The sequence below is a fragment of the Pseudofrankia sp. EUN1h genome, assembly GCF_001854645.1.
In the GTDB taxonomy this organism is placed as follows: Bacteria; Actinomycetota; Actinomycetes; order Frankiales; family Frankiaceae; genus Pseudofrankia; species Pseudofrankia saprophytica.
Genome location: NZ_MBLN01000058.1, coordinates 179082 through 203149 on the forward strand (window position 1 = coordinate 179082; position 24068 = coordinate 203149).

Annotated in this window: 21 protein-coding genes; 11 read left to right on the forward strand and 10 right to left on the reverse strand. The window is 74.3% G+C overall.

What is annotated here, in order from left to right; all coding sequences use genetic code 11:
- Positions 1–24 precede the first annotated feature (24 nt).
- Positions 25–420, reverse strand: coding sequence for a Zn-ribbon domain-containing OB-fold protein (locus BCD49_RS21035; RefSeq protein ID WP_007517152.1), 396 nt, complete (start codon positions 418–420; stop codon positions 25–27).
- 645 nt (positions 421–1065) lie between these two features.
- Between BCD49_RS21035 and BCD49_RS21040 the strand changes: the two genes are divergently transcribed.
- The 9 genes from BCD49_RS21040 (at position 1066) to BCD49_RS21080 (ending at position 11159) form a co-directional block, all read left to right on the forward strand.
- Positions 1066–2991, forward strand: a complete 1926-nt coding sequence (locus BCD49_RS21040; protein WP_007517150.1) for an alkyl/aryl-sulfatase — start codon at positions 1066–1068, stop codon at positions 2989–2991.
- Positions 2992–3273: 282 nt separating this feature from the next.
- Positions 3274–6387 carry a hydrogen gas-evolving membrane-bound hydrogenase subunit E gene (mbhE, locus tag BCD49_RS21045; RefSeq protein ID WP_071041805.1) on the forward strand — a complete coding sequence of 1038 codons (3114 nt, stop codon included), beginning with the start codon at positions 3274–3276 and terminating at the stop codon, positions 6385–6387.
- A complete protein-coding gene (locus BCD49_RS40860; protein WP_232794085.1) occupies positions 6384–6983 on the forward strand; it encodes a sodium:proton antiporter in 600 nt (199 codons plus the stop codon). Before mbhE ends, BCD49_RS40860 begins: the two co-directional genes overlap by 4 nt.
- Positions 6980–8599, forward strand: coding sequence for a Na+/H+ antiporter subunit D (locus BCD49_RS21055; RefSeq protein WP_083401596.1), 1620 nt, complete (start codon positions 6980–6982; stop codon positions 8597–8599). The genes BCD49_RS40860 and BCD49_RS21055 overlap by 4 nt, the downstream gene beginning before the upstream one ends.
- A gap of 80 nt (positions 8600–8679) precedes the next feature.
- Complete coding sequence (locus BCD49_RS21060; protein WP_007513786.1) at positions 8680–9267, forward strand: Na+/H+ antiporter subunit E; 588 nt, start codon at positions 8680–8682, stop codon at positions 9265–9267.
- Positions 9267–9563 carry a monovalent cation/H+ antiporter complex subunit F gene (locus BCD49_RS21065; RefSeq protein ID WP_007513788.1) on the forward strand — a complete coding sequence of 99 codons (297 nt, stop codon included), beginning with the start codon at positions 9267–9269 and terminating at the stop codon, positions 9561–9563. The genes BCD49_RS21060 and BCD49_RS21065 overlap by 1 nt, the downstream gene beginning before the upstream one ends.
- Before the next feature lie 35 nt (positions 9564–9598).
- Positions 9599–9922 (forward strand): monovalent cation/H(+) antiporter subunit G, encoded by a 324-nt coding sequence (gene mnhG, locus BCD49_RS21070; RefSeq protein ID WP_035928675.1) that lies wholly within the window; start codon positions 9599–9601, stop codon positions 9920–9922.
- A gap of 112 nt (positions 9923–10034) precedes the next feature.
- Complete coding sequence (locus BCD49_RS21075; RefSeq protein WP_007513791.1) at positions 10035–10181, forward strand: DUF1059 domain-containing protein; 147 nt, start codon at positions 10035–10037, stop codon at positions 10179–10181.
- 6 nt (positions 10182–10187) lie between these two features.
- Positions 10188–11159 carry an alpha/beta hydrolase fold domain-containing protein gene (locus tag BCD49_RS21080; protein WP_007513793.1) on the forward strand — a complete coding sequence of 324 codons (972 nt, stop codon included), beginning with the start codon at positions 10188–10190 and terminating at the stop codon, positions 11157–11159.
- A gap of 22 nt (positions 11160–11181) precedes the next feature.
- Here the strand turns inward: BCD49_RS21080 and BCD49_RS21085 are convergent, their stop codons facing one another.
- Both BCD49_RS21085 and BCD49_RS21090 read right to left on the reverse strand, forming a co-directional pair.
- On the reverse strand, positions 11182–13476 hold the full coding sequence (locus BCD49_RS21085) for a sensor histidine kinase (RefSeq protein WP_027140760.1): 2295 nt from the start codon (positions 13474–13476) through the stop codon (positions 11182–11184).
- A 7-nt stretch (positions 13477–13483) separates the two neighbouring features.
- Positions 13484–14143, reverse strand: coding sequence for a response regulator (locus BCD49_RS21090; RefSeq protein WP_007513796.1), 660 nt, complete (start codon positions 14141–14143; stop codon positions 13484–13486).
- Between BCD49_RS21090 and BCD49_RS21095 the strand changes: the two genes are divergently transcribed.
- Positions 14142–14726: a hypothetical protein gene (locus tag BCD49_RS21095; RefSeq protein WP_157845236.1), complete on the forward strand. Its 585-nt coding sequence runs from the start codon at positions 14142–14144 to the stop codon at positions 14724–14726. The two genes, BCD49_RS21090 and BCD49_RS21095, sit on opposite strands and share 2 nt — an antisense overlap.
- A 92-nt stretch (positions 14727–14818) precedes the next feature.
- The gene (locus tag BCD49_RS21100; protein WP_007513800.1) at positions 14819–15199 is read left to right on the forward strand and encodes a hypothetical protein; all 381 of its coding nucleotides are present in this window, start codon (positions 14819–14821) and stop codon (positions 15197–15199) included.
- Between the two features lie 405 nt (positions 15200–15604).
- Here BCD49_RS21100 and BCD49_RS21105 read toward each other — a convergent pair whose 3' ends face one another.
- The 7 genes from BCD49_RS21105 to BCD49_RS21135 form a co-directional block, all read right to left on the reverse strand.
- A complete protein-coding gene (locus tag BCD49_RS21105) occupies positions 15605–16882 on the reverse strand; it encodes an FAD-dependent oxidoreductase (protein ID WP_007513801.1) in 1278 nt (425 codons plus the stop codon).
- Between the two features lie 432 nt (positions 16883–17314).
- Positions 17315–17980, reverse strand: a complete 666-nt coding sequence (locus BCD49_RS21110) for a PadR family transcriptional regulator (protein ID WP_007513802.1) — start codon at positions 17978–17980, stop codon at positions 17315–17317.
- Between the two features lie 237 nt (positions 17981–18217).
- A complete protein-coding gene (locus BCD49_RS21115; RefSeq protein WP_035928683.1) occupies positions 18218–19054 on the reverse strand; it encodes an alpha/beta hydrolase in 837 nt (278 codons plus the stop codon).
- 185 nt (positions 19055–19239) lie between these two features.
- Entirely contained in the window at positions 19240–20046 is an 807-nt protein-coding gene (locus tag BCD49_RS21120; RefSeq protein ID WP_083401598.1) for an ABC transporter ATP-binding protein, read from the reverse strand.
- A 245-nt stretch (positions 20047–20291) separates the two neighbouring features.
- Entirely contained in the window at positions 20292–21203 is a 912-nt protein-coding gene (locus tag BCD49_RS21125; RefSeq protein WP_007513805.1) for an ABC transporter permease, read from the reverse strand.
- Between the two features lie 169 nt (positions 21204–21372).
- Positions 21373–22353, reverse strand: coding sequence for an ABC transporter substrate-binding protein (locus BCD49_RS21130; RefSeq protein WP_071041824.1), 981 nt, complete (start codon positions 22351–22353; stop codon positions 21373–21375).
- Positions 22354–22655: 302 nt separating this feature from the next.
- Complete coding sequence (locus BCD49_RS21135; protein WP_071041825.1) at positions 22656–23771, reverse strand: agmatinase family protein; 1116 nt, start codon at positions 23769–23771, stop codon at positions 22656–22658.
- Positions 23772–24068: the final 297 nt, after the last annotated feature.

Here is a 24068-nt window from a genome sequence, read left to right on the forward strand (position 1 = left end):
TGGAAGGTCTGTGGGGAGCGCCGGTCAGCGCTGGGGCTCGAAGCCGAAGTTGACGGCCTCGGTGCCGGACTCGTCGGCGCCGACCGGCTGCAGCGCGAGGCGCACCTTCATGCCGACGTGCACGGCCTCGGGGGTCGGGGCGACGTTGATCAGGTTGGCGCGGACGCTGGTCCCGGCGCAGTCGACCGTCGCGGAGACGAACGGCACCGGGATGCCGGGCGCGGCCAGCGAGACGATCGTGAACGCCCGCACCTCGCCCTCGGTGGCGACGTCGGCCTTGCGGAACTCGGTGGCGAAGCAGCTCGCGCAGGCGTTGCGCCGGTCGAAGAACCGCGCCCCGCAGGCGACGCACTCGTTCGCGACCAGGTGCGGGTTGTCGCCGAGAACCAGGTAATCGACGAAGGGGATCGACTGCGGCACGGTCGGTGCTCCTAGGCGGTACGGCCCCGACGGGGCGGACAGCGAGCCGGCCCCGGGCGGGGCGAGCGGCGAGACGACGAACGGACGGTCGGACGAACGGTCGGTCGGACGGTCGGTGACGCGGGCGCGGGGCCGGGGCGTCGTGACCGGTGCCGGCCTCGCGCGGCGGCGCGACCGACCCCCGCCCGCAGAGGACGACCGAGAAACCTGGTTCTAATCCCGGCATACCACCCATCCCCGTCCCCAGCAACCACTAGGGCCGGGCGCRCGACGCCCACACCGTCGTTCCACCGAGGGGGCCGGCCTGGGCCACGGGAGGGACTCACGGCGTTCGCCGCGTCACCAGGGCCCCTCACGGCTGCGCGCCACCACCAACGTCACATCAAAGTTCATATATCGAACTCAGTGGCGAGACAAGCGAACCGAACCGCGGCCGGGAAGACCTCCACCGCGGCCATCACCCCGCGAACGCCACCCCTGGACGCGGGCGGCATGATCGGCAACATCGCCACCGCCCCCGTCCCGCGGTGGTGGCCCGCCTACCCCGCACCACCCGGCCCCGCACGCCACCAATCAGACCGACGGTAAGCGATCTGCCACGAAGGGTAAATGTTCGAAAGCTGGGTGCCGTCAGGAGGAGAGGCKATGATGGTCGGAGTCGACGAACGGCCGAGAGTGTCCGCACCGACCCGGGCGGCGAACGAGGCGACGGCCCGGGCGCTGCCCTTCGGCGACGAGGCCGACTTCGCCGACGCCCGGCGCGGGCTGATCGAGGAGGTCCCCGACCTGGTCATCAGGGACCCGTCGGGCTTCACCTCCTGGGACTCCCGGCCGTACGGGTTCCTCCGCGACGGCGCCGCCACCCCGGAGACCGTCAACCCGAGCCTGTGGCGCTACGCCCGCCTGATGGCCACCACGGGGCTGTTCGAGGTGACCAAGGGGATCTACCAGGTCCGCGGGATGGACATCTCGATCATCACGTTCATCGAGGGCGGCACCGGCGTGATCGTCGTCGACCCGCTGGTGACCGTCGGCGCGGCCCGCGCCGCCCTGGCGCTCTACCGTCGCCACCGCGGCGACCGGCCGGTCGTCGCCGTCATCCACAGCCACAGCCACGCGGACCACTACGGCGGCGTCGTGGGTGTCGTCGACCCGGCCGACGTGGCGGCGGGCCGGGTGGCGATCATCGCCCCGGAGGGGTTCCTGGAGCACGCCGTCACCGAGAACGTGTTCGCCGGGACGGCGATGAGCCGCCGCGCGATCAACATGTACGGCGCGCTGCTGCCCAAGGGGCCGGCGGGCCAGGTCTCCGCGGGGCAGGGGCTGACGAACTCCCTCGGCCCGCCGACCCTGATCCCGCCGACCCGCACCATCCGGGCGACCGGCGAGCGGGCCGAGCTCGACGGCGTGCGGCTGGTGTTCCAGCTGGTGCCGGACACCGAGGCTCCGGCCGAGATGAACATGTACCTGCCGGACCGCCGGGCGCTGTTCGTCGCCGAGACGGCGAACGCGACCATGCACCAGCTCTACACGCTGCGGGGCGCCCAGGTGCGCGACGCCCGGGCCTGGGCGCGCTACCTGCGCGAGACCGCAACGATGTTCGCCGCCGACTCGGACGTCCTGTTCTCGACGCACTCCTGGCCGCGCTGGGGCACCGACGCCCTCACCGAATACCTGACCGACCAGGCGGACGTCTACCAGTACCTGCACGACCAGACGCTGCGGCTGGCGAACGCCGGCTACACGATGCTCGAGTGCGCGGAGATGATCGAGCTGCCGCCGCGGCTCGCCGCCAAGTGGTACAACCGCGGCTACTACGGCTCGGTCAGCCACAACGTGAAGGCCGTCTGGCAGCGCTATCTCGGCTGGTTCGACGGCAACCCGGCGAACCTGCACCCGCTGCCCCCTGAGCCTGCGGGGCGGCACTACACCGAGATGATGGGCGGGCCGGACGCCGTCGTCGCGAAGGCACAGCAGTACTTCGACCGCGGCGACTACCGGTGGGTGCTCCAGGTACTCAACCACGTCGTGTTCGGCCATCCCGGCCACCACCCGGCCCGCGAGCTCGCCGCCCGGGCCTGCGACCAGCTCGCGTACCAGACCGAGAACGCGCCGTGGCGGAACTTCTACCTCGCCGGGGCCACCGAGCTGCGCGGCGGCATTCCCCCCGGCCTGCCCGCCACCAGCACGGCGAGCGCCGACACGGCGCGGGCCATGCCGGTCGACACGCTGCTCGACTACGCCGGTACCCGTCTGGACGGCCCACGCGCCTCCGAGGAGGACCCGTTCACCGTCGACCTCGAGGTGGACGGCGTGGCGGCCGGCCGCCGGCGCCTCGAGGTGCGCAACGGCGTGCTGCGCCACCGCGCGCTCGGCGACCAGGAGCCGGCCGGCGGGAGCGTGCTGCGGCTCGCCCGGCCGGACCTCGCCACGCTGCTGTCCGGCGAGGCCGCGCTCGCCGACCTGTGCGGCGACGGGCGGGCCGTCGTCCAGGGCGATTCCGGGCCGCCGGAACGGCTGTTCGGACTTCTGGTCGGCAGCTCGTTCTGGTGGGCGATAGCCACGCCCTGACGCACCAGCCGGCGCGGCCGTCGTGGCCGGCGCTGGCGAGCCCGGACGGCGCCGCGGTCCCGAGCCAGCCGGCAGGTGACGCGTCGCTGTCCGGCCGCCGCGAAACGCCCGACGCGGGCCATTACCGAGCGTGGTCGCGCCGGGGCGTGAGGATGACCACCTGACGGCGCGGGCGGGACCGCGGAACGCAGGGACGGGTGGGCGGATGGCGGGCGGCGACGGGCGCGGCGGGCGTTGCCGCCGCGCCGCGAGCCCGCCGCCGTAGCCGGCGGGCCGCCGCCGATGCCCGTCGCCGTCGCCGCGCACCTGGGGGTCGCGGCGCTGCTGCCGTTCCTCGCCCGCCGGCTGGGTGCCCGGATATACCTGCTCGCCGCCGTCGTGCCGGCCGCCGTCTTCTGCTGGCTGCTGATCGCGCGGCTCGGCGACGTGACGTCCGGCGGGCGGCCGGCGACGGTCCTGCGCTGGGCGCCGGGGCTGCGCCTGGAGATGGCGTTCCGGCTGGACCCGCTCGCGCTGCTGATGGCGCTGCTCGTGACCGGCGTCGGCGCGCTCGTCCTGTGCTACGCCCGCTGGTACCACGCGCACGACGCCGCCGGGTTCGGCCGGTCGGCGAGCGCGCTGCTCGCCTTCGCCGGCTCGATGCTCKGCCTGGTGATCGCCGACGACCTGCTCACGCTGTACGTCTTCTGGGAGCTGACGACCGTCTTCTCGTTCGTCCTGATCGGCGGGGACGGGGTGGCGCCGGCGGCGCGGCGCGCGGCGGTGCAGGCGCTGCTGGTCACGACCCTCGGCGGGCTGGCGATGCTGTTCGGCTTCGTCCTGCTCGGCGAGGCGGCGGGGACGTACCGGATCTCGGGCATCCTCGCCGATGCGCCGCCGGCCGGCGGGCTCGCGGCCGCGGCGGCGCCGCTGATCCTGCTCGGGGCGGCGACGAAGTCGGCGCAGGCGCCGTTCCACCCGTGGCTGCCAGCCGCGATGGTCGCGCCGACGCCGGTGAGCGCCTACCTGCACGCGGCCGCGATGGTGAAGGCCGGCGTGTTCCTCGTCGCGACCCTCACGCCCGCCTTCGCCGCCGCCGGCGGGTACACGCGGGTCTGGACGGTTCCGGCGGCGGCGCTCGGCGCCGTGACCATGCTGATCGGCGGGCTGCGGGCGCTGGCGGCGACCGACCTCAAACGGCTGCTCGCGTTCGGGACCGTCAGCCAGCTCGGGATGCTCACCACGCTCGTCGGCCTCGGCGGGCGGACCGTGGCGCTCGCCGGCGCGACGCTGATCCTCGCGCACGCGCTGTTCAAGGCGGCGCTGTTCATGGTCGTCGGCGTCGTCGACCACCGGGCCGGCGGGCGTGACCTGCGGACGCTGTCCGGCGTCGGCAGGCAGGCGCCGGTGCTGCTGACGGCGGCGGTGCTGGCCGGGGCGTCGATGGCGGCGCTCCCGCCGACGGTGGGTTTCCTCGGCAAGGAGGCGGCGCTCGAGGGGCTCTGGCACGGCCGGGGCGCCGGCCAGGCGGTGCTGCTCGCGGTCATGGTCGTCGGCGCCTCGCTCACGATGGGCTACACGATCCGCTTCCTGTGGGGGGCGTTCGCGACCAAGCGGGACGTGGCACCGAGCGGTTGGCGACCGGCGAGCCCGGCGTTCACCGGCCCCGTCGTCGTGCTCGCCGCCGCCGGGCTCGGCCTCGGCCTCGCGGCGCCCGCCGTGGACGCGTTCGTCGCCGGCTACGCGGACACCGTGGCACCGGACGACGGGACCGCTGCCTATCACCTGGCGCTGTGGCATGGAGTGGGCGCGGCCCTGCTGCTGACCGCGCTCGCCGTCGCGGCCGGTGTAGCCATCGTCATCGCCGAGGCACGGCTGGCGGCGGCCAGGACCAGATCGGTGGCGCCCGAGCACCAGCATCCGGCGGAGGCGGGGGGGTCGGCGTCGCCGGCCACGGCCCCCTGGAAGCAGGCAAGGCGAGCGAAGGGCCTGTTCGACGCGCAGCGGGGCTACGAATGGACGGTCACGGCCGTCGGGCGACTCGCGCTCGCGGTCACGGCGCGCACGCAGGTCGGGTCGCTGCCGATGTACCTGGCCACGGTCCTGATGGTGGCGCTGCTCGTGCCGGGGGCGGCGCTGGTGCGCGGTCTCGTGTGGCCGACGGGCCTGCCGCGCTGGGACTATCCCATCCAGCCGGCGCTGGCCGTCGTCGTGCTCGCCTCGGCCGCGACCGTGGTGCGCGCCCGGCGGCGGCTGACGACGGCGGTGCTCCTCGGTGGCGTCGGGTACGGGTGCGGCGCGCTGTTCCTCGTCGAGGGCGCGCCCGACCTGGCGCTCGCCCAGTTCCTCGTCGAGTCGCTGTCGCTGATCGCGTTCGTCTTCGTGCTGCGCCGCATGCCGGACCGGTTCGCCACCATGGCCAGGACGGGGGTGCCGCGCTGGCCACGGCTCCTGATCGCGGTGGCGGTCGGCCTGTTCGTCGGCGCCTTCGCGATCACTGTCGCCGACGTGCACCCCCAGTGGGGCCTCGCGAGCCAGGAGTACGTCGCCCGGTCGCCGTCGCAGACCGGGGCGACGAACGTCGTCAACGCGATCATCGTCGACTTCCGCGCGCTCGACACGCTGGGCGAGAGCACGGTGCTGGCGGTCGCCGCGCTCGGCGTCGCCGGTCTGCTGCTGGCCCGCGCCCCCGGCGTCCGCTCCCCGCGTGGGGGCGTCCGAGAACCGGCTGGCCCGGCCGGGGGCGGGTTGGAGGCCGCCGGCCCAGGCACGAGTGGACCGGCCGACGACGGACCCGACGAACGGTGGCTGGACGGCGCGGGCGAGCTCGGCTGGGTCTACCAGCCGGGCGGCGGCCGCACGTCGACCCGGTCGGTCCTCATGGAGGTGACGGCCAGGGCGGTGTTCCCCGTCGTGCTGGTCTTCTCGGTCTACCTGCTGTTCGCCGGGCACTCCAGGACCGGCGGCGGTTTCGCCGGCGGCCTGGTCGCAGGCCTCGCCTTCGTGCTGCGCTACGTCGCCGGCAGCCGCGACCGGGTCGGCGCGGCGGTGCCGGTCCAGCCCTCCCTGGTGATCGGCGCGGGCCTCGCCGTCGCCACCTGCGTGGCGCTCGCGCCGGTGCCGTTCGGCGGTGCCGTGCTGCGAAGCTACGTCGCCGAGGCGCACCTGCCGGTCCTCGGGCACGTGGAGCTGGCGACGAGCCTGTTCTTCGATGTCGGCGTCTACCTGGTCGTCGTGGGCGTGGTGCTCGAGCTGCTGCGCACGCTGGGCATCGGGATCGAGAAGGAGAGCGGGTCCGCTCCCGGCCCGGCCGCCGGGGACCTGAGCGTCGGGTCCGACCCCGCCCGCCGCCCGCGGCCGGGCCGCTCGCCGGGAGCTCCACCCGACGCCGCGCCGGGCCCGGGCGAGGCACGGTGACGCTGGCAGCAGCAGCCGCGGCGGCCGCGGTGACCGGGCCGGCGGGCCACGGCGTGCTGAACCTGACGTCGGTGGCCGTCGTCTCCGGCCTCTACATGGCCGGGACGTTCCTGCTGCTGCAGCGCGGGCTGTTGCGCGTGCTCGTCGGCATCGTGCTGCTCGGCCACGCGACCAATCTGCTCCTGCTGCTGGTCGGCGGGAAGAGCGGCCGACCCGCCATGTCCGGCTCGGTGCCGCCCGACCAGATGTCCGACCCACTGCCGCAGGCCATGGCGCTCACGTCGATCGTCATCACGTTCGCGCTGACGACGTTCCTGCTGACGCTCGCCTACCGGGCCTGGACCCTGCTCGGCAACACCGAGGTCCGCGACGACGTCGAGGACCACCGGATCACCGCACTGGAGGAGCGCCTGGAGGCCCAGTTCGCGTACCACTTCCCGCATCTCTCCCTGCCGCACCCGCACGCCCCGCGCCATCGCCACCCCGATGACGACCACCGACGAACGGGCCGCCCGGACGGCTCGGACGGTTCCGAGTCGGACGGTCCGGGCGGAGAGCCGCCGGGCGGAGAGCCGCCGGGCGGGGAGCGGCGGTGACGGCGCCGGAGGTGCTGGTCGTGCTACCGGTGGTCGGGCCGCTGCTCGCCGCGGGCGGAACGCTGCTGCTGCGCTTTCGCCTCCGGGCGCAGCGGATGCTGGCGCTCGCCGTCGTCGCGGCGGTCGCGGCCGACGCGGCCGTGCTGCTCGCCGCCGCCGACACCACCGGCCCGACGGTCGCGCACCTGGGCGACTGGCCGGCGCAGATCGGGATCACCCTGGTCGCCGACCGGCTCGCGGCCCTGCTCCTGCTCACCTCGGCGGTGGTGACGCTGGCGGTGCTCGGCTACGCCGTCGGCCAGGGCGTCGTCGACGAGCGGGCGGAGGGCAACAGCACGATCTTCAACGCCTGTTACCTGACGCTGGTCGCCGGCGTGGCGCTCGCCTACCTGACCGCCGACCTGTTCAACCTGTTCGTCGCGTTCGAGGTCATGCTCGTCTCGTCCTACGTCCTGATCACGCTGGACACGACCGCGGAACGGGTCCAGGCGGGCATGACGTACGTGATCGTCAGCCTGACCTCCTCGCTGCTGTTCCTGACCACGCTGGCGCTGGTGTACGCGTCGACGGGAACGGTCAGCTTCGCGGGGCTGGCCGCGACGGTGTCGGGTCTGCCGGCGGCGCTGCGGGCGGCACTCGGCCTCCTGGTCCTGGTCGTGTTCGCCRTCAAGGCGGCGGTGGTGCCGCTGCACTTCTGGCTGCCGGACAGCTACCCGACCGCGCCGGCGCCGATCACCGCCGTGCTCGCCGCGCTGCTGACCAAGGTGGGCGTCTACGCGATCGTGCGCACCCACACCCTGGTGTTCCCGCACAGCGGGACCTGGCCGCTGCTGCTGGCGGCCGCGGTCGCCACGCTGCTGGTGGGCGCGCTCGGGGCGCTGGCCCAGGAGAACCTGAACCGGGTGCTGTCGTTCCTGCTGGTCAGCCACATCGGGTTCATGCTGTTCGGGCTGTCGCTGTTCACCGTCATCGGCCTGTCCGGCGTGATCCTCTACATGGTCCATCACATCGTCGTGCAGGCCACGCTGTTCCTCGCGAGCGGGCTGATCACCCGGTACGCCGGCACGTCGATGCCGAGGCGCACCGGCGGCCTGGCCGCCGTCGTACCGGTCGTCGCGGCGCTGTTCGCCATCCCGGCACTGAGCCTGTCCGGCGTGCCACCGCTGTCCGGCTTCATCGCCAAGCTCGCGCTCCTGCAGGCCGGCTCCCGGGCGGGCGCCGCGTCGGGCCCAGGAGCCGGCGCGTTCCGGACCGGGGTGTACGTGGCAGTCGCCGCGATGCTCGTCACCAGCCTGCTGACGCTCTACGTGATGGCGCGGGTCTGGGTGAGCGCGTTCTGGCGACGCCCCCGGCCGGCGCACCCCGACCCGGATCCCGGCGACCTCCTCGTCGTCGGCACCGAGACGGTCAGCCGCCCGATGATCGCCGCCACCGCCGGCCTGGTCGCCGCGGGCCTGGTGATCCCCGTACTCGCCGGGCCCCTGTCCGGCCTGACCGCCCGCGCCGCCGCCGACCTGCTCACCCCGGCGGTCTACGAGCAGGCCGTGCTCGGTGGCAACCAGGGCCGGGAGCCCGACGGGCACGGCACGGCCAGCGGACGGGTCGGCGGCCGGTGAGCGCCGGCCCGCCCGTGGCCAGGTCCACCGGGCCGAGCCCCCGCCCACGCCCGTCGCGGCGGCGGCCGGGGGCCGCGGTCGTGACGGCCGCCCGGCGGCCGGGGCAGGTCGCCTGGCTGTGGCTGGTTTGGATGCTGTTGTGGGGGCGCCTCAGCGTGCTCGCCGCGCTCAGCGGGCTGCTCGTCGCCGTCGCCGTGCTCGCGACGTTCCCGTCGCCGTCGCCCGAGGACGCGGACGAGGACCAGGACGGCGCCGCGGCCGGGCATCGGCGGCCGCGGCCGGTCGCGGCCGGAATGCTGGCCGCCCGGCTGTTGGCCGGGCTGCTGCCGGCGAGCGTCACCGTCGCGGCGCAGCTGGTCCGCTACGGCCCCGCCATGCCGTCGGCGATCGTCGCGGTCCCGCTGCGGACCCGATCCGAGGTGGTCGCGGCCATCGTGGCCAACGCCGTCTCCCTCGCCCCCGGCTCGGCGGTCATCCAGGTCGACCGTGACAACGGCATCTTCTACGTCCACGCCCTCGTCGCCCCGGCCCCCGGCGCCGTCGAGACCGTCCGCGCGCACGCCGACGCGCTGCAGCGGCGGGTGATCCTCGCCCTGGGCCACGATCTGGTCCCACCGGGGCCGGAGCCGCGCCCGGCGCCGGGGCCACGGCCCTCAGGGAGGCAGTGATGCAGGTCGTCTACGCCATCACGCTGGGGTTGGTCACCCTCGCGGGCCTGCTGACCCTCGTCCGGGTGGTGCGCGGCCCGACAGAGCTGGACCGCGTCCTCGCCCTCGACGTCCTGGTGGTCCTGATCGTCACCGCGGTCACGGTCGAGGTCGCGCGGCTCCAGGAGGGCTTCAACCTGGCCCTGCTCGGCTCGGTGGCGCTTCTCGGGTTTCTGGGCGCGGCGGCGGCGGCCCGCCTCGTCGAGCTGCGCGGCCCGCCGGGCCCCCGCCCGCCGCGATCGGGGCAGGACCCGTGAGGGGCCTCGTCGCCGACGTCGCGACCAGTGTGCTGATGCTCGGCGGCGCGGCGTTCTGTGTGCTCGGCGCGTGGGGGCTGCTGCGCTTCCCGGACGTCCCGGCCAGGCTGCAGGCCGCGACCAAGCCGCAGACGATCGGCCTGCTCGCGATCCTCACCGGCGCCGCCCTGCAGGTCGACCTCCGGTACGGCTCCGGCCTCGTCCTGGTCGGCCTGTTCCAGTTGGTCACCGCCCCCGTCCTCGCCCAGCGGATCAGCCGCGCCGCCTACCGCACCGGCCAGCTGCGCCGCGACCTGCTGCTCACCGACGAGCTCGCGGACGGGTCCCCCGACGCGGGGCCGGGCGCGACGGGCCATTAGCTGGCTAGGATTGCGGCGGCGCCAAAGCTCCTGGAGGCCCACAGGAGGTGCGAAAACGCTCCTCCTTCGCACCTCTGGAGGCCCCGTCCCCAGAAGCACCAAGGAGGCACCGGTGAAGACGACTCTTGACTGCCCCTGCGGCACGCGCATCCAGGGCGAGAACGAGGACGACCTCGTCGAGAAGGCCCAGGCCCACCTCGCAGAGAAGCACCCCCACCTGGAGTACGACCGCGACGCCATTCTCTTCATGGCTTTCTGACCGGGCGTGCCGAGCCTGCGGGCGAGGCTCACCCAGTCGGTCGCACTGCCGCTGCGCGGCGGGGACCGGGAGTGGACGGCCGAGGCGATCCGGGCGCGTCTCGCGGCCCAGGGGACGAGCCCCACCGCCGCCCGGGCGCCGCGCTGGCTCGGCCATCTCACCCGGCACACCGTCGCCGACCGCGCCGGCTGGGCCGTCCACGAGCTCTCCCCCAAGGGCCCGCCGGCCCGGGCGGTGGACGGCGGGCCTGGCACCGACGTGACGGTGCTCTACCTGCACGGCGGCGGCTACGTGAACGAGATGCTGCGCTGGCACTGGTACCTGCTCGCGCGGCTCACCCGCGCCGTCCCCGCGCGCTTCGTGGTTCCGATGTACCCGGTGGCACCGCGCGGCGCCGCCGCGGACGTCGTCCCCGCCGTCACCGACCTGCTGTCCGACCTGGTGACCAGGGCGCGGGCCGGCGAGTCCGGCCAGGCGGGCCGGGCCGGCGCGGCGCGGGTCGTGCTGATGGGCGACTCCGCCGGTGGTGGCCTCGCGCTCGCCGCCGCGCAGGTCGCGCGCGACCGCGGCGCACCCCAGCCGGACCGGACCGTGCTCGTCTCGCCCTGGCTCGACGTGACGATGACCGACCCCGACCAGCCCGCGCTCGCCGCGAAGGACCGGATACTCGCCGTTCCCGGCCTCGCCGAGGCCGGCCGGTGCTGGGCCGGGGCCCTCGACCCGGCAGACCCGCTGGCCAGCCCGCTGTACGGCGACCTGACCGGTCTCGCGCCGCTCACCGTCCTGTGCGGCACCCACGACGTGCTGCTTCCCGACAGCCGCCGCCTCGCCGCCCGGGCGACCGCCACCGGCCTGGAGATCGACTACCACGAGGCCGCTGGCCTCCCGCACGGCTATCCCCTGTTCCCCATCCCCGAGGCCCGCGCCGCCCGCACGATCCTCGCCGCGGCGCTGCGAGGCCCGGCCCGCGGTCGGTGACCGCCGCTCCGCCGGGACCTGGCTAGGACGCCAGCACGGGGATCTCGGCGTGGACCTCGCCACCGGCCGGGCCGGGGCCCGCGGTCAGGGTGCCGCCGACCTGCTCGGCCCGCTCCCGCATCGACTGGAGACCGACGCCGGGCCGCCAGTTCGCGGCGGCCCCGCGGCCACCGTCGCGCACGGCGAGCACCAGGCGGTCCGTGCGCGCCTCGACCGTCAGCCAGACATCCGCCGACCCGGAGTGCCGGGCCGCGTTGGTCACGGCCTCCAGGACGATCCGGTAGGCGGCGACCTCGACGGCGGCCGGCAGCGGTGGCAGCTCCCCCGGCGCCTCGACCGCGACGGCCAGCGCCCGCCCGTCCGCTGCGCGCAGCCGGTTGCAGCCCTGGCGAATGGCCGCGACCAGGCCCAGCTCGTCGAGCGCGGGCGGGCGCAGGCCGTACACGATCCGGCGGATCTCGGTGATCGCCGCCGCCGTGTCGGCGCGCAGGTCCGCGAGCACGGTCTGCGCCCGGTCCGGGTCGACGGGAACGAGGTTGCGCGCGGCGTCGGCGCTGTAGGCGACGCCGGTCATGATCGGGCCGAGGCCGTCGTGCAGGTCCCGGCGCAGCCGGCGGCGTTCCTCCTCCAGCGCCTCGACCAGCTGGCCGCGCGAGACCCGCAGCTGTTCGGCCAGGGCAGCGGCGCGCAGGGCCTGGGCCAGCGGCGGCGCCACCAGGCGCAGCACGCTGCGGGTCGCCGGCGGCAGCGCGTGGACCTGCGGTGGAAGGCCGACGACCAGCGCGCCGACCCGCTCGTCGCCGACGACGAGCGGCACGGTGGTAGTGGTCATCACGTCCGGCGGGTGGGCGTGCCCGAACCGATCCGCCGCCGCGGCGGCCTCGGCCTCGGAGGCGGGGGCGGGGGCGGGGGCGGGTGACGGAACCGGGCTCGGCGGCGCGCCCGCGGAGGCGACCCGCTCGTCCTCGCTCCACAGCTCCACGTAGGGCAGCGCCAGCCCGGCGCGCAGCGCCGGCAGCCACGACGCGGGGTCGCCACCCGCGTCGAACCGCTCGCCGAGGCCCGCCAGCGCCTGCACGGGGTCGGCCCGACCGCCGAACAGCACGTCGTCGACGAGGTCCTCGATCGCGCGCAGCGCCGGCTGGAACAGCACCGCGATCATGACGCAGAGCACAGTGACGCCGCTGCGCCCTGGCGGGTGGCCGGTGATGAGCTCCAGGGCGGCGTATGTGCCGGCGGTGGTCGCGAACGCGCACTCCAGCGTCACCGTCCACGCCGACGACTTCCTGATCAGCCAGCGGATGTCCAGCAGATCCGGGTCGACGATCCCGATCACGGCACATACCGGAGGCGGCAGCGCCGCGAGCGCGAACGTGATCACGTAGAAGGCGCGTGGCAGGTCGACCGCGAACGCCTCGCCGACGAACATGACGTGCAGCACGAGAAGCGTCGTCTGCGAGAAACTCCACGCCAGCCACTGCAGCGCCCGGCGGTGCTGCCCAGCCGCTGTCACGAACCGCGCCCAGCCGGCCGACAGCAGCAGGACGACGGCGACGGCGCCGAGCGGGACGGTGGTGTTCTCGTCCACCCGTGCCAGGGCCGCGGCCAGGGCGGCGGCGACGATCCCGGATCCGGCACACGACCGCGTGATCCACCCTGGCAGCCGGCCGTCCGGGTACAGCGCCGCCGAGACCGGGGCCACGACGCCGACGGCGACGAGGTACAGAACCTCGGATACCTGGTCCGCGCCGGGCAGGCCCCAGCCCGCCAGCGTCTGCGCCGCGGCACTGGCCAGGACGAGGCCCGCGAGCGCGGCCATCGCCAGCCCGCAGCGGTTGCGGGGATCCGGGCCGAAGGCCAGGACCGCCCACGCCGTCGCCGCGCACACCGTCCCGAAGATCAGTGCGCCCACCCCGCGCCAGCCCACGCCGCCGGGAGCCCACAGGCCGAGGACGGCGAGGACGACGAGCACGGCCGCCACCCCGACGGGGCCTTTCGGCAACACCCGCCGCGCGCTTGGCCCGACCCACGCCCCGGTCCGGCGCGGGGCGCCACCGGGAACCGTCCCGGCCAGCCTGGTGCCCGCGGCGGCGGGTGGTGGCACGCCGGGACCCGAAGCCAGGGGCTCGGTGTCGGCGTGCGAGGCGTCCGGCGCCAGGGCGTCCGCGGGCCTGGGCTCGGGCGGCACGGGTTTCGGCGGCGCGGGTTCCCCGGACACGGATTCCGGCGGCGCGGATTCCGACGGCGCCCTGCTCATCGATGCGGACCGGGCGGAGTCGGCGCCGACGGGCTCCGTGAGCGCCGGTTGGCCGGTCATGCCCGGGTCACCGGCCAAGGCCCGCTTCCCGGGCCCGCACGATCGCCTCCGCGCGGGTCGCCAGCCGCAGCTTGGCGAAGATCGCCGACACGTGGTTGACCACCGTCTTCGTGGCCACGCCGAGCTCGGTGGCGATCGTGCCGTTGCTGCGCCCGGCGGCGATGAGGTCGAGGATCTGYCGCTCCCGGGCGGTGAGCTCGGGGAACGGGTCCGGTGCCGGGCCACGCGGCTCGGCGGCCTGGTCGAGCAGCCGGCGAGCGATTCCCGGGCCGAGCACCACGTGCCCGGCGGCGACCGAACGGATCGCGTGCAAGATGTCGTCCTGGGCGGCGCCCTTGAGCAGGTATCCGCGGGCGCCGGCGCGCATCGCGGCGAACACGGTCTCGTCGTCGTCGAACATCGTCAGCATCAGCACCGCGCACTCCGGGAGCGCGTCCGCGAGGCCGCGGGTCGCCTCGACCCCGTCCATGTCCGGCATCCGCACGTCCATGACCACCACGTCCGGCCGGGTCAGCTGGGCCTCGCGGATCGCCTCCGCACCCGTCGCCGCCTCGCCGGCCACCTCGATGCCGCCCACGGACGACAGCAGGGCCGCGATCCCGCGGCGGACCACGGCATGGTCGTCGGCGAGGAGCACCCGCAGCGGGGCCGTGGCAGAGATGGTCATGCCTGATGATGACGCCGGCGCGCTCCCGTTGTCCCTGGGAACCTACCCACCCGTCTGGGAGCCTGCCCCCAGACGGGTCGGGCGAAATCCGGGACGGCTGGGAGTCGGGACGGCTGACACCCGCGCCCAGGCGGCCGACCATGGACCGGTGTCGCCCAGCGGACCGGTGTCGCCCAGCGGCAATGGAACCCTGTCCACGCGCCCGCCCCTGTCGCGGCTCAACCGGGCCGGGCTCGGCCTCGCGACCGCCCTCGGCGTCCTGAACCTCGCCGGCCCCGCGCTGCCCCTGCCGAGCTTCGCCGCGAGCGGACCGGTCGCGGCCACCCTCGCTTTCTCCGTGCTGATGGGCGTCATCACCGTGGTGAGCGTCGTCATCCTGCTGACCACCAGGTCGCGGACCGCCTTCCGGGTCGTCGCGGCGAGCAGGATGTTCTCGGTGCTCACCGCGATCCCGGCGTTCTTCCGTGACGTCGTCCCCTCGGGGCTCGTCGTGTCCGCCGCGCTGTGGGTCCTGGTCAACGTGGTCGCGGTCGAGCTGATGGTGGAGCCGGGCAGAGCGCCGCTGCGGCTCCGGCGGAGCTGACGGACCGGCGACCGGCGATGACACCCGGCGAACCGGCTCGAACAGACGGACCACCGGCCGGCCCGCGGCCCGGTTCCGGTGGAGCATCGATCGTGAGCCCAGGGCTCCGCCGGCGAGCCAGGGCCGGGCTGGCCGTCGCGGCCGTGCTCGGCGTGGCGGACCTGCTGGTCCTCGGCCTGCCCGGTTCCGCGGTGGACGGCGACAAGCCCCCAGCGAGCGTGCTGGTGTTCGGCGCCCTGATGGGCGTGGTGACGCTTGGCTGCCTGGTCGTCGCGCCTGCTCGCCGCTCACTGGTCGCTGTGTGGGTCGTCGCGGCGAGCCGGGTCCTGTCGGGACTGGGCGCCGTTCCCGCCCTGTTCACGGCCGGCGTCCAGCCAGGACTGATGGCGCTCGCCGCGGCCTGGGTCGTGCTGAACCTGCTGACGGTCTGCCTGCTGGTGGCGCCGTTGCCGGGCCGGTCCGGCGTCCCCTGATCGGCGCCGTCCCACCGGGCCGGTAGCCGGTGTCGCCGGACGCCAGGCGGGCGGGCGGCCCGCCAGACGCCGGGCCGACGTCTGGCGGGCCGACGTTTGGCGCGCTGGCATCCGGCGCGATGTCGTCCAGGCGACGTCGGGGCGCGGAACCGGTGGCCACGGGCATCCGTTGGGCCTGGTGCGGGTTCGCCCACGACCCTGTGCCCCCGGGTCGGCCGGGGTCCTCCCTCCCGGAGAGCGCGCTCGGCTCGCCGCCTGCGTATTCCCCCACCGCGACGGCGAGCCGAGCGCCCGAGAAGGGCCCGCTGGCGGCCCGGCCAACCCCTCGGTGATCGCAGTTTGTGCCCTGCCGCTAGAAGACGCCGGGCCAGATCGTGACCGCCGAAAGGCGCAGACGGCGATCAATCAGGAGGATGGGGAGGCCACGGGCAGCGGGGGTGTGGTGTTCGGAGCGCCGGCGGGGGTGACCGGGGCGGACCAGTCGATGTGGTGGCGCACCGGCCAGGCGAACGACTCCGGGTTCATGAGCTTCATGGCGACGGGCATCATCAGGTCACGCAGGACGCGGGCGGCCGGGCCGGCCGCCTTGTCGCTGTTGGTGCGCTGCGCCATCTTGATGATCCGTTCCACGCGGTCGCGGCGCATTCCCTCGTAGGTCGCGAACGCCTCCCGATACGGCAGGTCGCGCAGACAGCGGGCCAGTTCGACGGCGCTCTCGATCGCCAGCGAGGCACCCTGGCCCGAGCTCGGTGACGTCGCGTGCGCGGCGTCCCCGATGAGGACGACGCGGCCGTGGTGCCAGACCGGAACCGAGGGGATGTCTTCCATCCCACCAACGGTGACGAGTTCGGCGGGGTCGGTCCGGCTGATGAGGTCGATCGCGCGCAGCCGGTCGTCGGCGAACGTCTCGCGCAGGACCCGCAGCCACTCGACGGCGCCGACCGCGCGCGCCTCGGACGCCGTCATCGACGCCGCCCGCGGCAGGTTCGCGAACCAGCCACCGGAGCCGTCCGCCGCCAGGACGTAACCGAAGAACGCCCGCCTGCCGAAGACGAAGTGCATCTCGCTGCCGGTCGGGTCGATCCGTGCCGGGTCGACGGGCCCGGCGGACAGGCGGGCGCCGAAGCCGAGCAGGCCGACGTAGCGCGGCGACGGCGCCACCGGGTCGATCAGCGAGCGGACGGCCGAGCGGATTCCGTCCGCGCCGATGAGGATGTCGGCGCTGGCCCGGTTCCCGTCGGAGAACACCGCCGTCACGCCGCCGGCGACGTCCGTGCCCGTGTCGTGCTGCTCGATGGCGACCAACTTCCTGCCGTGCTCGATCCGGGCGCCGTGGTGGGCCGCCGCGTCGTGCAGCGCCCGGTACAGCTCCGGGCGCCAGACCAGCAGCTGGTCCGGCAGGCCCGCCGGCGAGCCGAGCGAGGCGAGCCGGCGGCCCTTGCCGTTGCGCATCACCATGGCGGTGATCGGCGTGCCGACGGGTTCGACGATTCCGCCGAGACCCGCGGCGGCGAGCGCGTCGACCCCGTTCGGCGCGATGCTCAACGTTCCGCCGACGCCGTCCGCCATGGTCTCGTACGCCTCGTACACCGTCGCCTCGATGCCGGCCTTTCCGAGGGCGACGGCCGCGACGGGACCCGCGATCCCGCCGCCGATGACGATGGCGCTCCGAATTCTGGACATGGCAAGTTCCGCCTTTCAGGCGTTGAGGGTGCCGAGGAGGTCTTGCGCGGCAGCGGGCAGCGCCGCGGCGGGTGCGGCCGGACGGCCCGGCCCGGCCGGTCAGGGTTTGGCCAAGCGCCGCACCGGCCCACGGGCGCCTCGCGGATCTCCGCTGGGCGGACAGCCGGGCTGGACACCCACCGTGATCGAGCGTGCGCGGCTGAACGGGTCGTGGAGGGCCGAACGCCAGCCGGCTGGAGTGAGGGGGCGTCCCACCCGGCAGGCCCGAGCGGTGGGCATCCGCCCAGGGGATCCCGCAGGTGCGAACCGTGGCGGATCAGCGACCCTATAGCGCCAATGATCTGACGCGGTCCGGTGGTGCGGGTTCAGACTGTGGCAGATCAGCGACCGTATAGGGTCGCCCAGCTGCCACGGAACGGACGTTCCGAGCGACTATGCGGGACCAGCCGGGCCCGTGGTGGGCGCGGCGGGCGTGGTCGGCGTCGGCGCCCCGCCCGCGGCCATGGCCTCGTGGAACTGGGCCCAGGCGGAGGCCCAGCCGGTCTCGGGGTCGGCGATGCGAGCGACGAGACGCTCGACGAACCCCGCCTCGGTGTCAACCTGGGCGAGGCGGTACTCCTCCTCGATCAGGAACAGCTCCGGGACGCCGGCCACCAGCGCGTCGTCGACCATCTTCTGGATCTCGGCCCGCCGCTCGGCGAGACGAGCCAGCCGCGCCTGGAGCAGGCCCGTCACGTCGATCGGGTGCAGTGCGCCGATCAGCGACAGCGCCGAGACGAAGCTCGGGTACTCGTGCTCGGGCTCCGCCACCAGCTCGCGCAGCCAGTCACGCAGCTCGGCGCGGCCGGCGTCGGTGAGGGCGTAGACGGTGCGCTCAGGGCGCTGGCCCGCGCGGGTCGTCTCCACCTCGGTGATGAAGCCGGCCTTCGCCAGCTGCTGGACGACCATGTACAGCGAGCCATGGTTGAACTTGATGCTGCGGGCGTCGCCGTTGTCCCGCAGCATGCGGGAGAGCTCGTAGGGGTGCATCGGGCCCTGGACCAGGTAGGCCAGGACGGCCAGCCCCAGCAGATTGCCGACCTTGCGCCGCGCCGCCACCCGGTTCTCCTCCCGCCACCTTCGCCACCTCCATCCTGCCCTGCCGGCCGACGCGACCCCGACTGTTCGATTTCAACTATCCAGTTCTGACTAGTCGGTGTCAACTAATTTTGAGAGCGTCAGCCATCCAAGGCGGAACGACGCAGGACCACGCATGACGAGGCACGACGAGGCACGACGGCGCCGGGCAAGGCCGTACGGACGAGCCGGCGCCGCGGACGCCGACGCGGCCTCGCGTCAGCGCAGGGCGTCGTCGAGGAAGGCGAGGATGCCGGGGAGACGATCGGCGAGTGGGAAGTCGGGGCCGTGGCCGGCACCGTCGACGATGCGCAGGTCGGCGGCGCCGCCGGCCGCGCGCAGCGCGCCGGCGAACGCGACGGACTGCTGGTAGGGCACGGTGCAGTCGGCGGTGCCGTGCTCGAGGAGGAACCGTGGCGGGGTCCGGCCGGCACCCAGGTGCGTGGCCGGGCTCGCCGCGCGGACGAGGTCGGGCACGGTGGTGATCTGGTGGCCGAGAAACCGCGACTCGGGCGAGCCGGCGGCGTCGTGGACGGCGGCGCCCGCCCCGCACCGGGGGTTGGCGGTCAGCTGGCCGTCCATGGTGGGAAAGTCGACCGGCCCGTACAGGTCGACGACGGCGCGCACCGCGCTCGGGACGTCGACGTTGCCGAGGGCCTCGTCCCCGGGGAACGGGAGGTCACCGGAGGTGCCGAGCATGGCGGCGAGGTACGCCCCGGCGGACTCGCCGAAGGCGGCGAACCGGCCGGCGTCGAGGCCGAGGCGGGGGGCGCCGGCCCGCAGCCAGCGGACCGCGGCGCGCACGTCGTCCACCGCCGCCGGGTACGTCGCCTCCGGGACCATCCGGTAGTTCAGGCTCGCGACCGCGTATCCGTGCCCGACGAGCGCCCGCACGTGGACGTCCATCTCACCCTTGTCCCCGAACGCGAACGCCCCGCCGTGGATCAGCACCACCAGCGGCACCGGGCCGCCGTCCGCGGCCGGCGCCGGCCGGTACAGGTCGAGCCGCTGCGCCGGCGACTGCGACGCGTACGCCACGTCCAGGTCCTGCCGCATGCTGGGATTCTCTCCCGCTGATCCTCCGGCCGAGGCCGAGCCGGCCGGCACGGGGCCGAGCGGCGCGGCGTCGCCCGGCCCGCCGCCGCCGGCCGTCCCGTCGCAGGCCGCCATCGCGACGGCGACCAGCGCGCACGCCGCCGCCAGCAGACGCGCCGTGAGCGCCGTGACGGCGCGGTCCCGGCTCAGCCGGCCCTCTCGGCGAGACGCTGGGCGTGCGCGCGGTGGTGGAGGCGGACGAGGTCCTCGACCTGGGAGCGCAGGGCGAGGAAGGCGGAGCCGCGGCGGGTCGCGAGATCGCGGTCGCCCGGGAGCCGGACGGGGATGTCCGCGACGACCCGGCCCGGGTCGCTTGCCAGGACGACGACCCGCTGGCCGAGGAAGACCGCCTCCTCGACGTCGTGGGTGACCATGAGGACGGTCGTGCCGGTGTCGGCCCAGACCCCGCGCAGGAACAGCTGCATGTCCTCCTTGGTCTGCACGTCGAGCGCGCCGAACGGCTCGTCGAGCAGGACGACCCGCGGCTCGCAGGCGAGCGCCCGCGCGATGGCGACCCGCTGGCGCTGGCCGCCCGACAACTGCCCGGGCAACCGGTCGGCAAAGGGCTCCAGGCCGACCTCGCGCAGGTACCAGGCGACGCGGCGGCTCCGGTCGGCGCGGGAGAGCGGCAGCAGTTCGAGGCCGAACGCGACGTTGGCCGCCGTCGTGCGCCAGGGGAACAGCGCGCCGGTCTGGCAGACGAGGCCGCGGTCCGGGCCGGGGCCGTCGACGGGCCTGCCGTCCAGGGTGACCTCGCCGGTGGTCGGGCGCAGCAGGCCAGCGGCCAGGCGCAGCAGCGTCGACTTGCCCGAGCCGCTGGCGCCGACGATGCAGACGAACTCACCGGGCTCGACGGCCAGGTCGACGTCGGCGAGCGTCGGGACCGCCGTCCCGGCGGACGCGTCCCCTCGCCCGCGACGGGGGCGGCGGCCCTTGCCGGCGTGGAAGTCCATGCCGACGCCGCGCAGCCGCAGCGCGCCGCCCGCCGCACCGGTGGCGGAACCGCCGCTGGCACCCGCCACCGCCGGGTCCACGACAACGGCAACGGACTCGGATACCGCGTCGGCGGCCTTGACCAGACTCGGGGACGCGGACGGCCCGGCGGGCGCGGTCGGCCCCGCGGGGGCGACCCGGTCGAGGGGTCCGGGCGGGGCAGCGGTCTTCGCGCGGTCGCCGCCCGCCTGCTGGGGTACACCGGTCACGTCGCCCACCTTCCGACCCGGTCGCGCAGGATGCGCAGCAGGATGTCGATCGCGAGGCCGATCACGCCGATGACGACGAGCACGGCGAAGATCTTGTCTGTCTGCAGGAAGCGCTGGGCCCGGGTGATGCGGTAGCCGAGGCCCGAGGTGGCCGCGACGAGCTCGGCGACGACGACGAAGTTCCAGGCCGCGGCGGCGTTCACCCGCATCGCGTCGATCATCCCGGGCAGCGCGTACGGCAGGATCACCTTCCAGGCGATCTCGTGCTGGCGTGCCCCGAGCGTCGCCGACACCTCCAGCAGGTCACTCGGGATCCGGCGGACGACGTCGGCCGTCATCAGCGTGTTGAAGAAGACCACGCCGATCACCAGCAGCGCGATCTTCGACGACTCGCCCAGGCCCAGCCAGATGATCAGCAGCGGGATGAAGGCGCTCGCCGGCATGTAGCGCAACAGGCCGATGACCGGTTCGAACAACGCCTGGGCCCAGCCCATCGACCCCATCGCGAACCCCAGCGGCACCGAGATCGCCACCGCGATGAGGAAGCCGAGGCCGACCCGGCGCACGCTCGCGGCCACGTCGGAGGACAGCTCGCCGGAGCGGGCCATGTCGATCCCGGCGTTCCACACCGCCAACGGCGACGGCAGGAACGTGTCGTCGACGGCGCCCGAGGCGGACAGCACCAGCCACACCGCCAGCGGCACGACGACCGACAGCACCCGCAGCACCCACCGCGTCGACGGCGACACGTCCTCGCCCAGCTTGGGCAGGCGGCCCGGCCGCGCCGCCCGCCGCCGCGGCGGCGGCCCCCAGTCCCGACCAGCCGCCGCGGGCCGGGCGGGGAGACCTTCTGGGGGCGCGGCAGCGGGGGCTGGCGCCACCGCCGGCGGCGCCTCGGCGCCGCTCACGAGGCTCGCCCCGGGCGGCGGTTCACGTCACTCACGTCGGACCTGACTTTCTCTCCCTTGTCGGCCACCGCCGCCGTTCGCCACCGTCGCCCGCGGGGACGGCACGGGCACGCGGCGCGCGCCCGTGCCGTCCCCGCGGGTTTCCGGCGGTCACCACGAGCCTGGCGGCCTACTTCACGGCCTTGATGAACGTGTCGTCGAGCAGGCCGTCGAGCGAGGGCGCCTCGTCGACCAGCTTGGTGCTGACCAGGAAGTCGGAGATCTTCTTGGCCTGGTAGTCGAGGTTCGCGTCCGTCGAGCCGGGGGCGAACGCCGCCACGTTCTGGTCGAGGGTGAAGATCGTGGTGCCCTTGTCGTACGACTCGTAGTCCGCGACCGAGACGCCGGCGCGCTTGGCCATGATCCCGTAGGCCTCGGTCTTGTTCGCCTGGATCCACTCGATGGTCTGGAACCAGGCGTTGACGAGGCCCTGCACGCCCTGCGGGTTGTCGGACACCAGCTTCTTCGAGACGACCAGGTGGTCGGGAATGGCGCCGGGGAAGTCCGCGGAGGTGGCGATCGCCTTGCTGCCGGCGAGGCCGAGCGCGGTGGTGGTGAACGGCGCGAACACGCCGACCGCGTCGACCTGGCCGGCGACGAACGCCGCCGCGGCCGYGTCGGTCAGCAGCGGCTTGAAGGTGACGTCCTTCTCGGTGAGGCCCGCCTTCGCCAGCGCGAGCAGCAGCAGGTAGTGGTCGACGGTGCCCTGCTCGGCGGCGACCGTCTTGCCCTTCAGGTCGGCGACGCTGTTGATACCGGGCTTGGCGATGATCTGGTCGTTGCCGGTGGAGTTGTCGTTCGTGAGGACGATGGTCTCGTCGGCGCCGCCGGCGACAGAGGCGAGCGTGTCGTTGAGGGTCTGGCTGTTCGCGTCGACGTTGCCGGTCGCGAGCGCGTTCAGGCTGTCGGTGTAGCTGTCGAAGTACTTCAGGTCGACCTTGACGCCGTTCTTCTCGAAGAAGCCCTTCTCCTGCGCCACCTGCCAGGGGAACCAGCCCGGCCAGGCGCTGAACGCGAGAGTGATCGGCTTGGCCGCCGAGCCGCCGGCGGGGGCGTCGGAGCTGTCGTCGGAGCCGCCGCAAGCGGCGGCGACCAGCGCCACCGACAGCATCGCGGCGCCGACGCCGAGTGCCCGCCCGCGGCGGGGCCGGGCGGCGGAGACTGTCGAGACGGTGGAGCCGGCCGGGCGGCCGGAAACGGAATGGTTGCGCCTACCCTGACCCTGCAGGCCGCGCAGGACGTTGCGAAACACGGACCGGTGTCCTTTCGAAGCAAGCCGACGTGCGGATACGAATCTGTTGCCGGGCCGGGCCACCCGCGGCCGCGCGACGGTGGCGGGGCCGCGCGCGGCCGGAGGGTGGAGGGCCAAGAGGTCGAGGCCGTGGGGTCGAGGGGCGGAGGGCAGGAGCGGGGTCAGGCGGTCGCGGGGCGCTTGGGCAGGTGGCCGGCGCGCACCAGGCAGCCGAGGGTGTCGCAGATGACGCGGGTCGCGATCAGTGCGGTGATCTCGGCGTTGTCGTACGGCGGTGAGCACTCGACGACCTCGATGCCGGCGAGCGGTTTCGCGTCCGCGATGATCTGGATGAACTTGAGGACCTCGCGCGGCAGGAAACCGCCGGGCTCCGGCCAGCCGGTGCCGGGGACGAACGCGGCGTCGAGGCAGTCGACGTCGAACGACAGCCAGACCGCGTCGGTGCCGTTCCAGGCGACCTCGAGCGCCCGCTCGGCGGCGRCCTCGATGCCCATCTCCACGCAGTCGGTGACCGTCATGATCGTGGTGCCGCGCTCGCGGCCGACCTTCACACCGGGCCGGGGTGCCTGCCAGCCGCCGATGCCGATCTGCACGAGGTTCTCCGCCGGCACGTTCGGCAGGTCGGTGGCGTGGAACCAGGGCGTCGTGTGCATCCGCTCGTCGAGATCGGTCTCCTGCGTGTCGACGTGGCGGTCGAAGTGGATGATCCCGAGCTTGCCGCCGTCCAGGTTCTCGGCGACGCCCTTGGTCGTCGGGTAGCCGATCGAGTGGTCGCCGCCGAGGACCACCGGGAAGGCGCCGGAGGCGTAGACGTGCGAGACGGCCTTCGTGATCTGGTCGAAGGTCTTCTCGATGTTGGCCGGAATGGTGAACACGTCGCCGACGTCGGCGATGGTGATGGACTCGCGCAGGTCGACGCCGAGCTCGAAGCTGTACGGGCCGTAGAGCGCGGAGATCTTCCGGATGCCCTGCGGGCCGAACCGGGTGCCGGGGCGGTAGGTCGTGCCGCCGTCGAAGGGCGCGCCGAGCACGACGACGTCGTACTCGCCGCACCTGCGCACATCCTCCACGTAGGGCGCCTTCAGGAACGTGTTGATGCCGGCGAAGTGCGGCAGCTCTCCCCGGGAGAACGTCGGGATACGCCGGTCGACGATGGAGTCGGCGCCGGGCAGGCCGAACTCCAGGCCGCGGGCGATCTCCTCGTCCCATTTCGTCGTCGGCAGCGCCTGTTCGGCCGCGACGGCGTAACGGGCCTCAGGGCCGTAGTTCTCGTGCAGCGCGTCGGTCGAGAAGCCCTCCGGAAGATGGCGGTGCGGACGGCCGTGACCATGGGAGTGGGAATGCGGATCGCCCACGGAACTCCTTATGGCGGAGCCCGGCTGGAGGCAGCCAGGCCTGGCTGGCCTCCCGGGCTTTTGTCCCGCCGTGGAACGGCGCGACCGCGTCGGCGTGCCCTTTCCCGCCCGGACGCCGACTGGCCGCCCCGTCTCGCCTCTCGGTCCAGGCTCGCTCTCGCGACGGAACCCTAGGCGCGCCCCACCCGTGGTGAGTCGAGATCAGCAAAGCCCTCCGGT

What these genes read in the sequence shown, in the direction of transcription:
- BCD49_RS21040 (WP_007517150.1), top strand. Translation starts at nt 1,066, where the DNA reads ATGATGGTCGGAGTCGACGAACGGCCGAGAGTGTCCGCACCGACCCGG.
- BCD49_RS21065 (WP_007513788.1), top strand. Translation starts at nt 9,267, where the DNA reads ATGCAGGTCGTCTACGCCATCACGCTGGGGTTGGTCACCCTCGCGGGC.
- mnhG (WP_035928675.1), top strand. Translation starts at nt 9,599, where the DNA reads ATGCTCGGCGGCGCGGCGTTCTGTGTGCTCGGCGCGTGGGGGCTGCTG.
- BCD49_RS21085 (WP_027140760.1), bottom strand. Translation starts at nt 13,476, where the DNA reads ATGACCGGCCAACCGGCGCTCACGGAGCCCGTCGGCGCCGACTCCGCC.
- BCD49_RS21095 (WP_157845236.1), top strand. Translation starts at nt 14,142, where the DNA reads ATGCCTGATGATGACGCCGGCGCGCTCCCGTTGTCCCTGGGAACCTAC.
- BCD49_RS21105 (WP_007513801.1), bottom strand. Translation starts at nt 16,882, where the DNA reads ATGTCCAGAATTCGGAGCGCCATCGTCATCGGCGGCGGGATCGCGGGT.
- BCD49_RS21115 (WP_035928683.1), bottom strand. Translation starts at nt 19,054, where the DNA reads ATGCGGCAGGACCTGGACGTGGCGTACGCGTCGCAGTCGCCGGCGCAG.
- BCD49_RS21120 (WP_083401598.1), bottom strand. Translation starts at nt 20,046, where the DNA reads ATGGACTTCCACGCCGGCAAGGGCCGCCGCCCCCGTCGCGGGCGAGGG.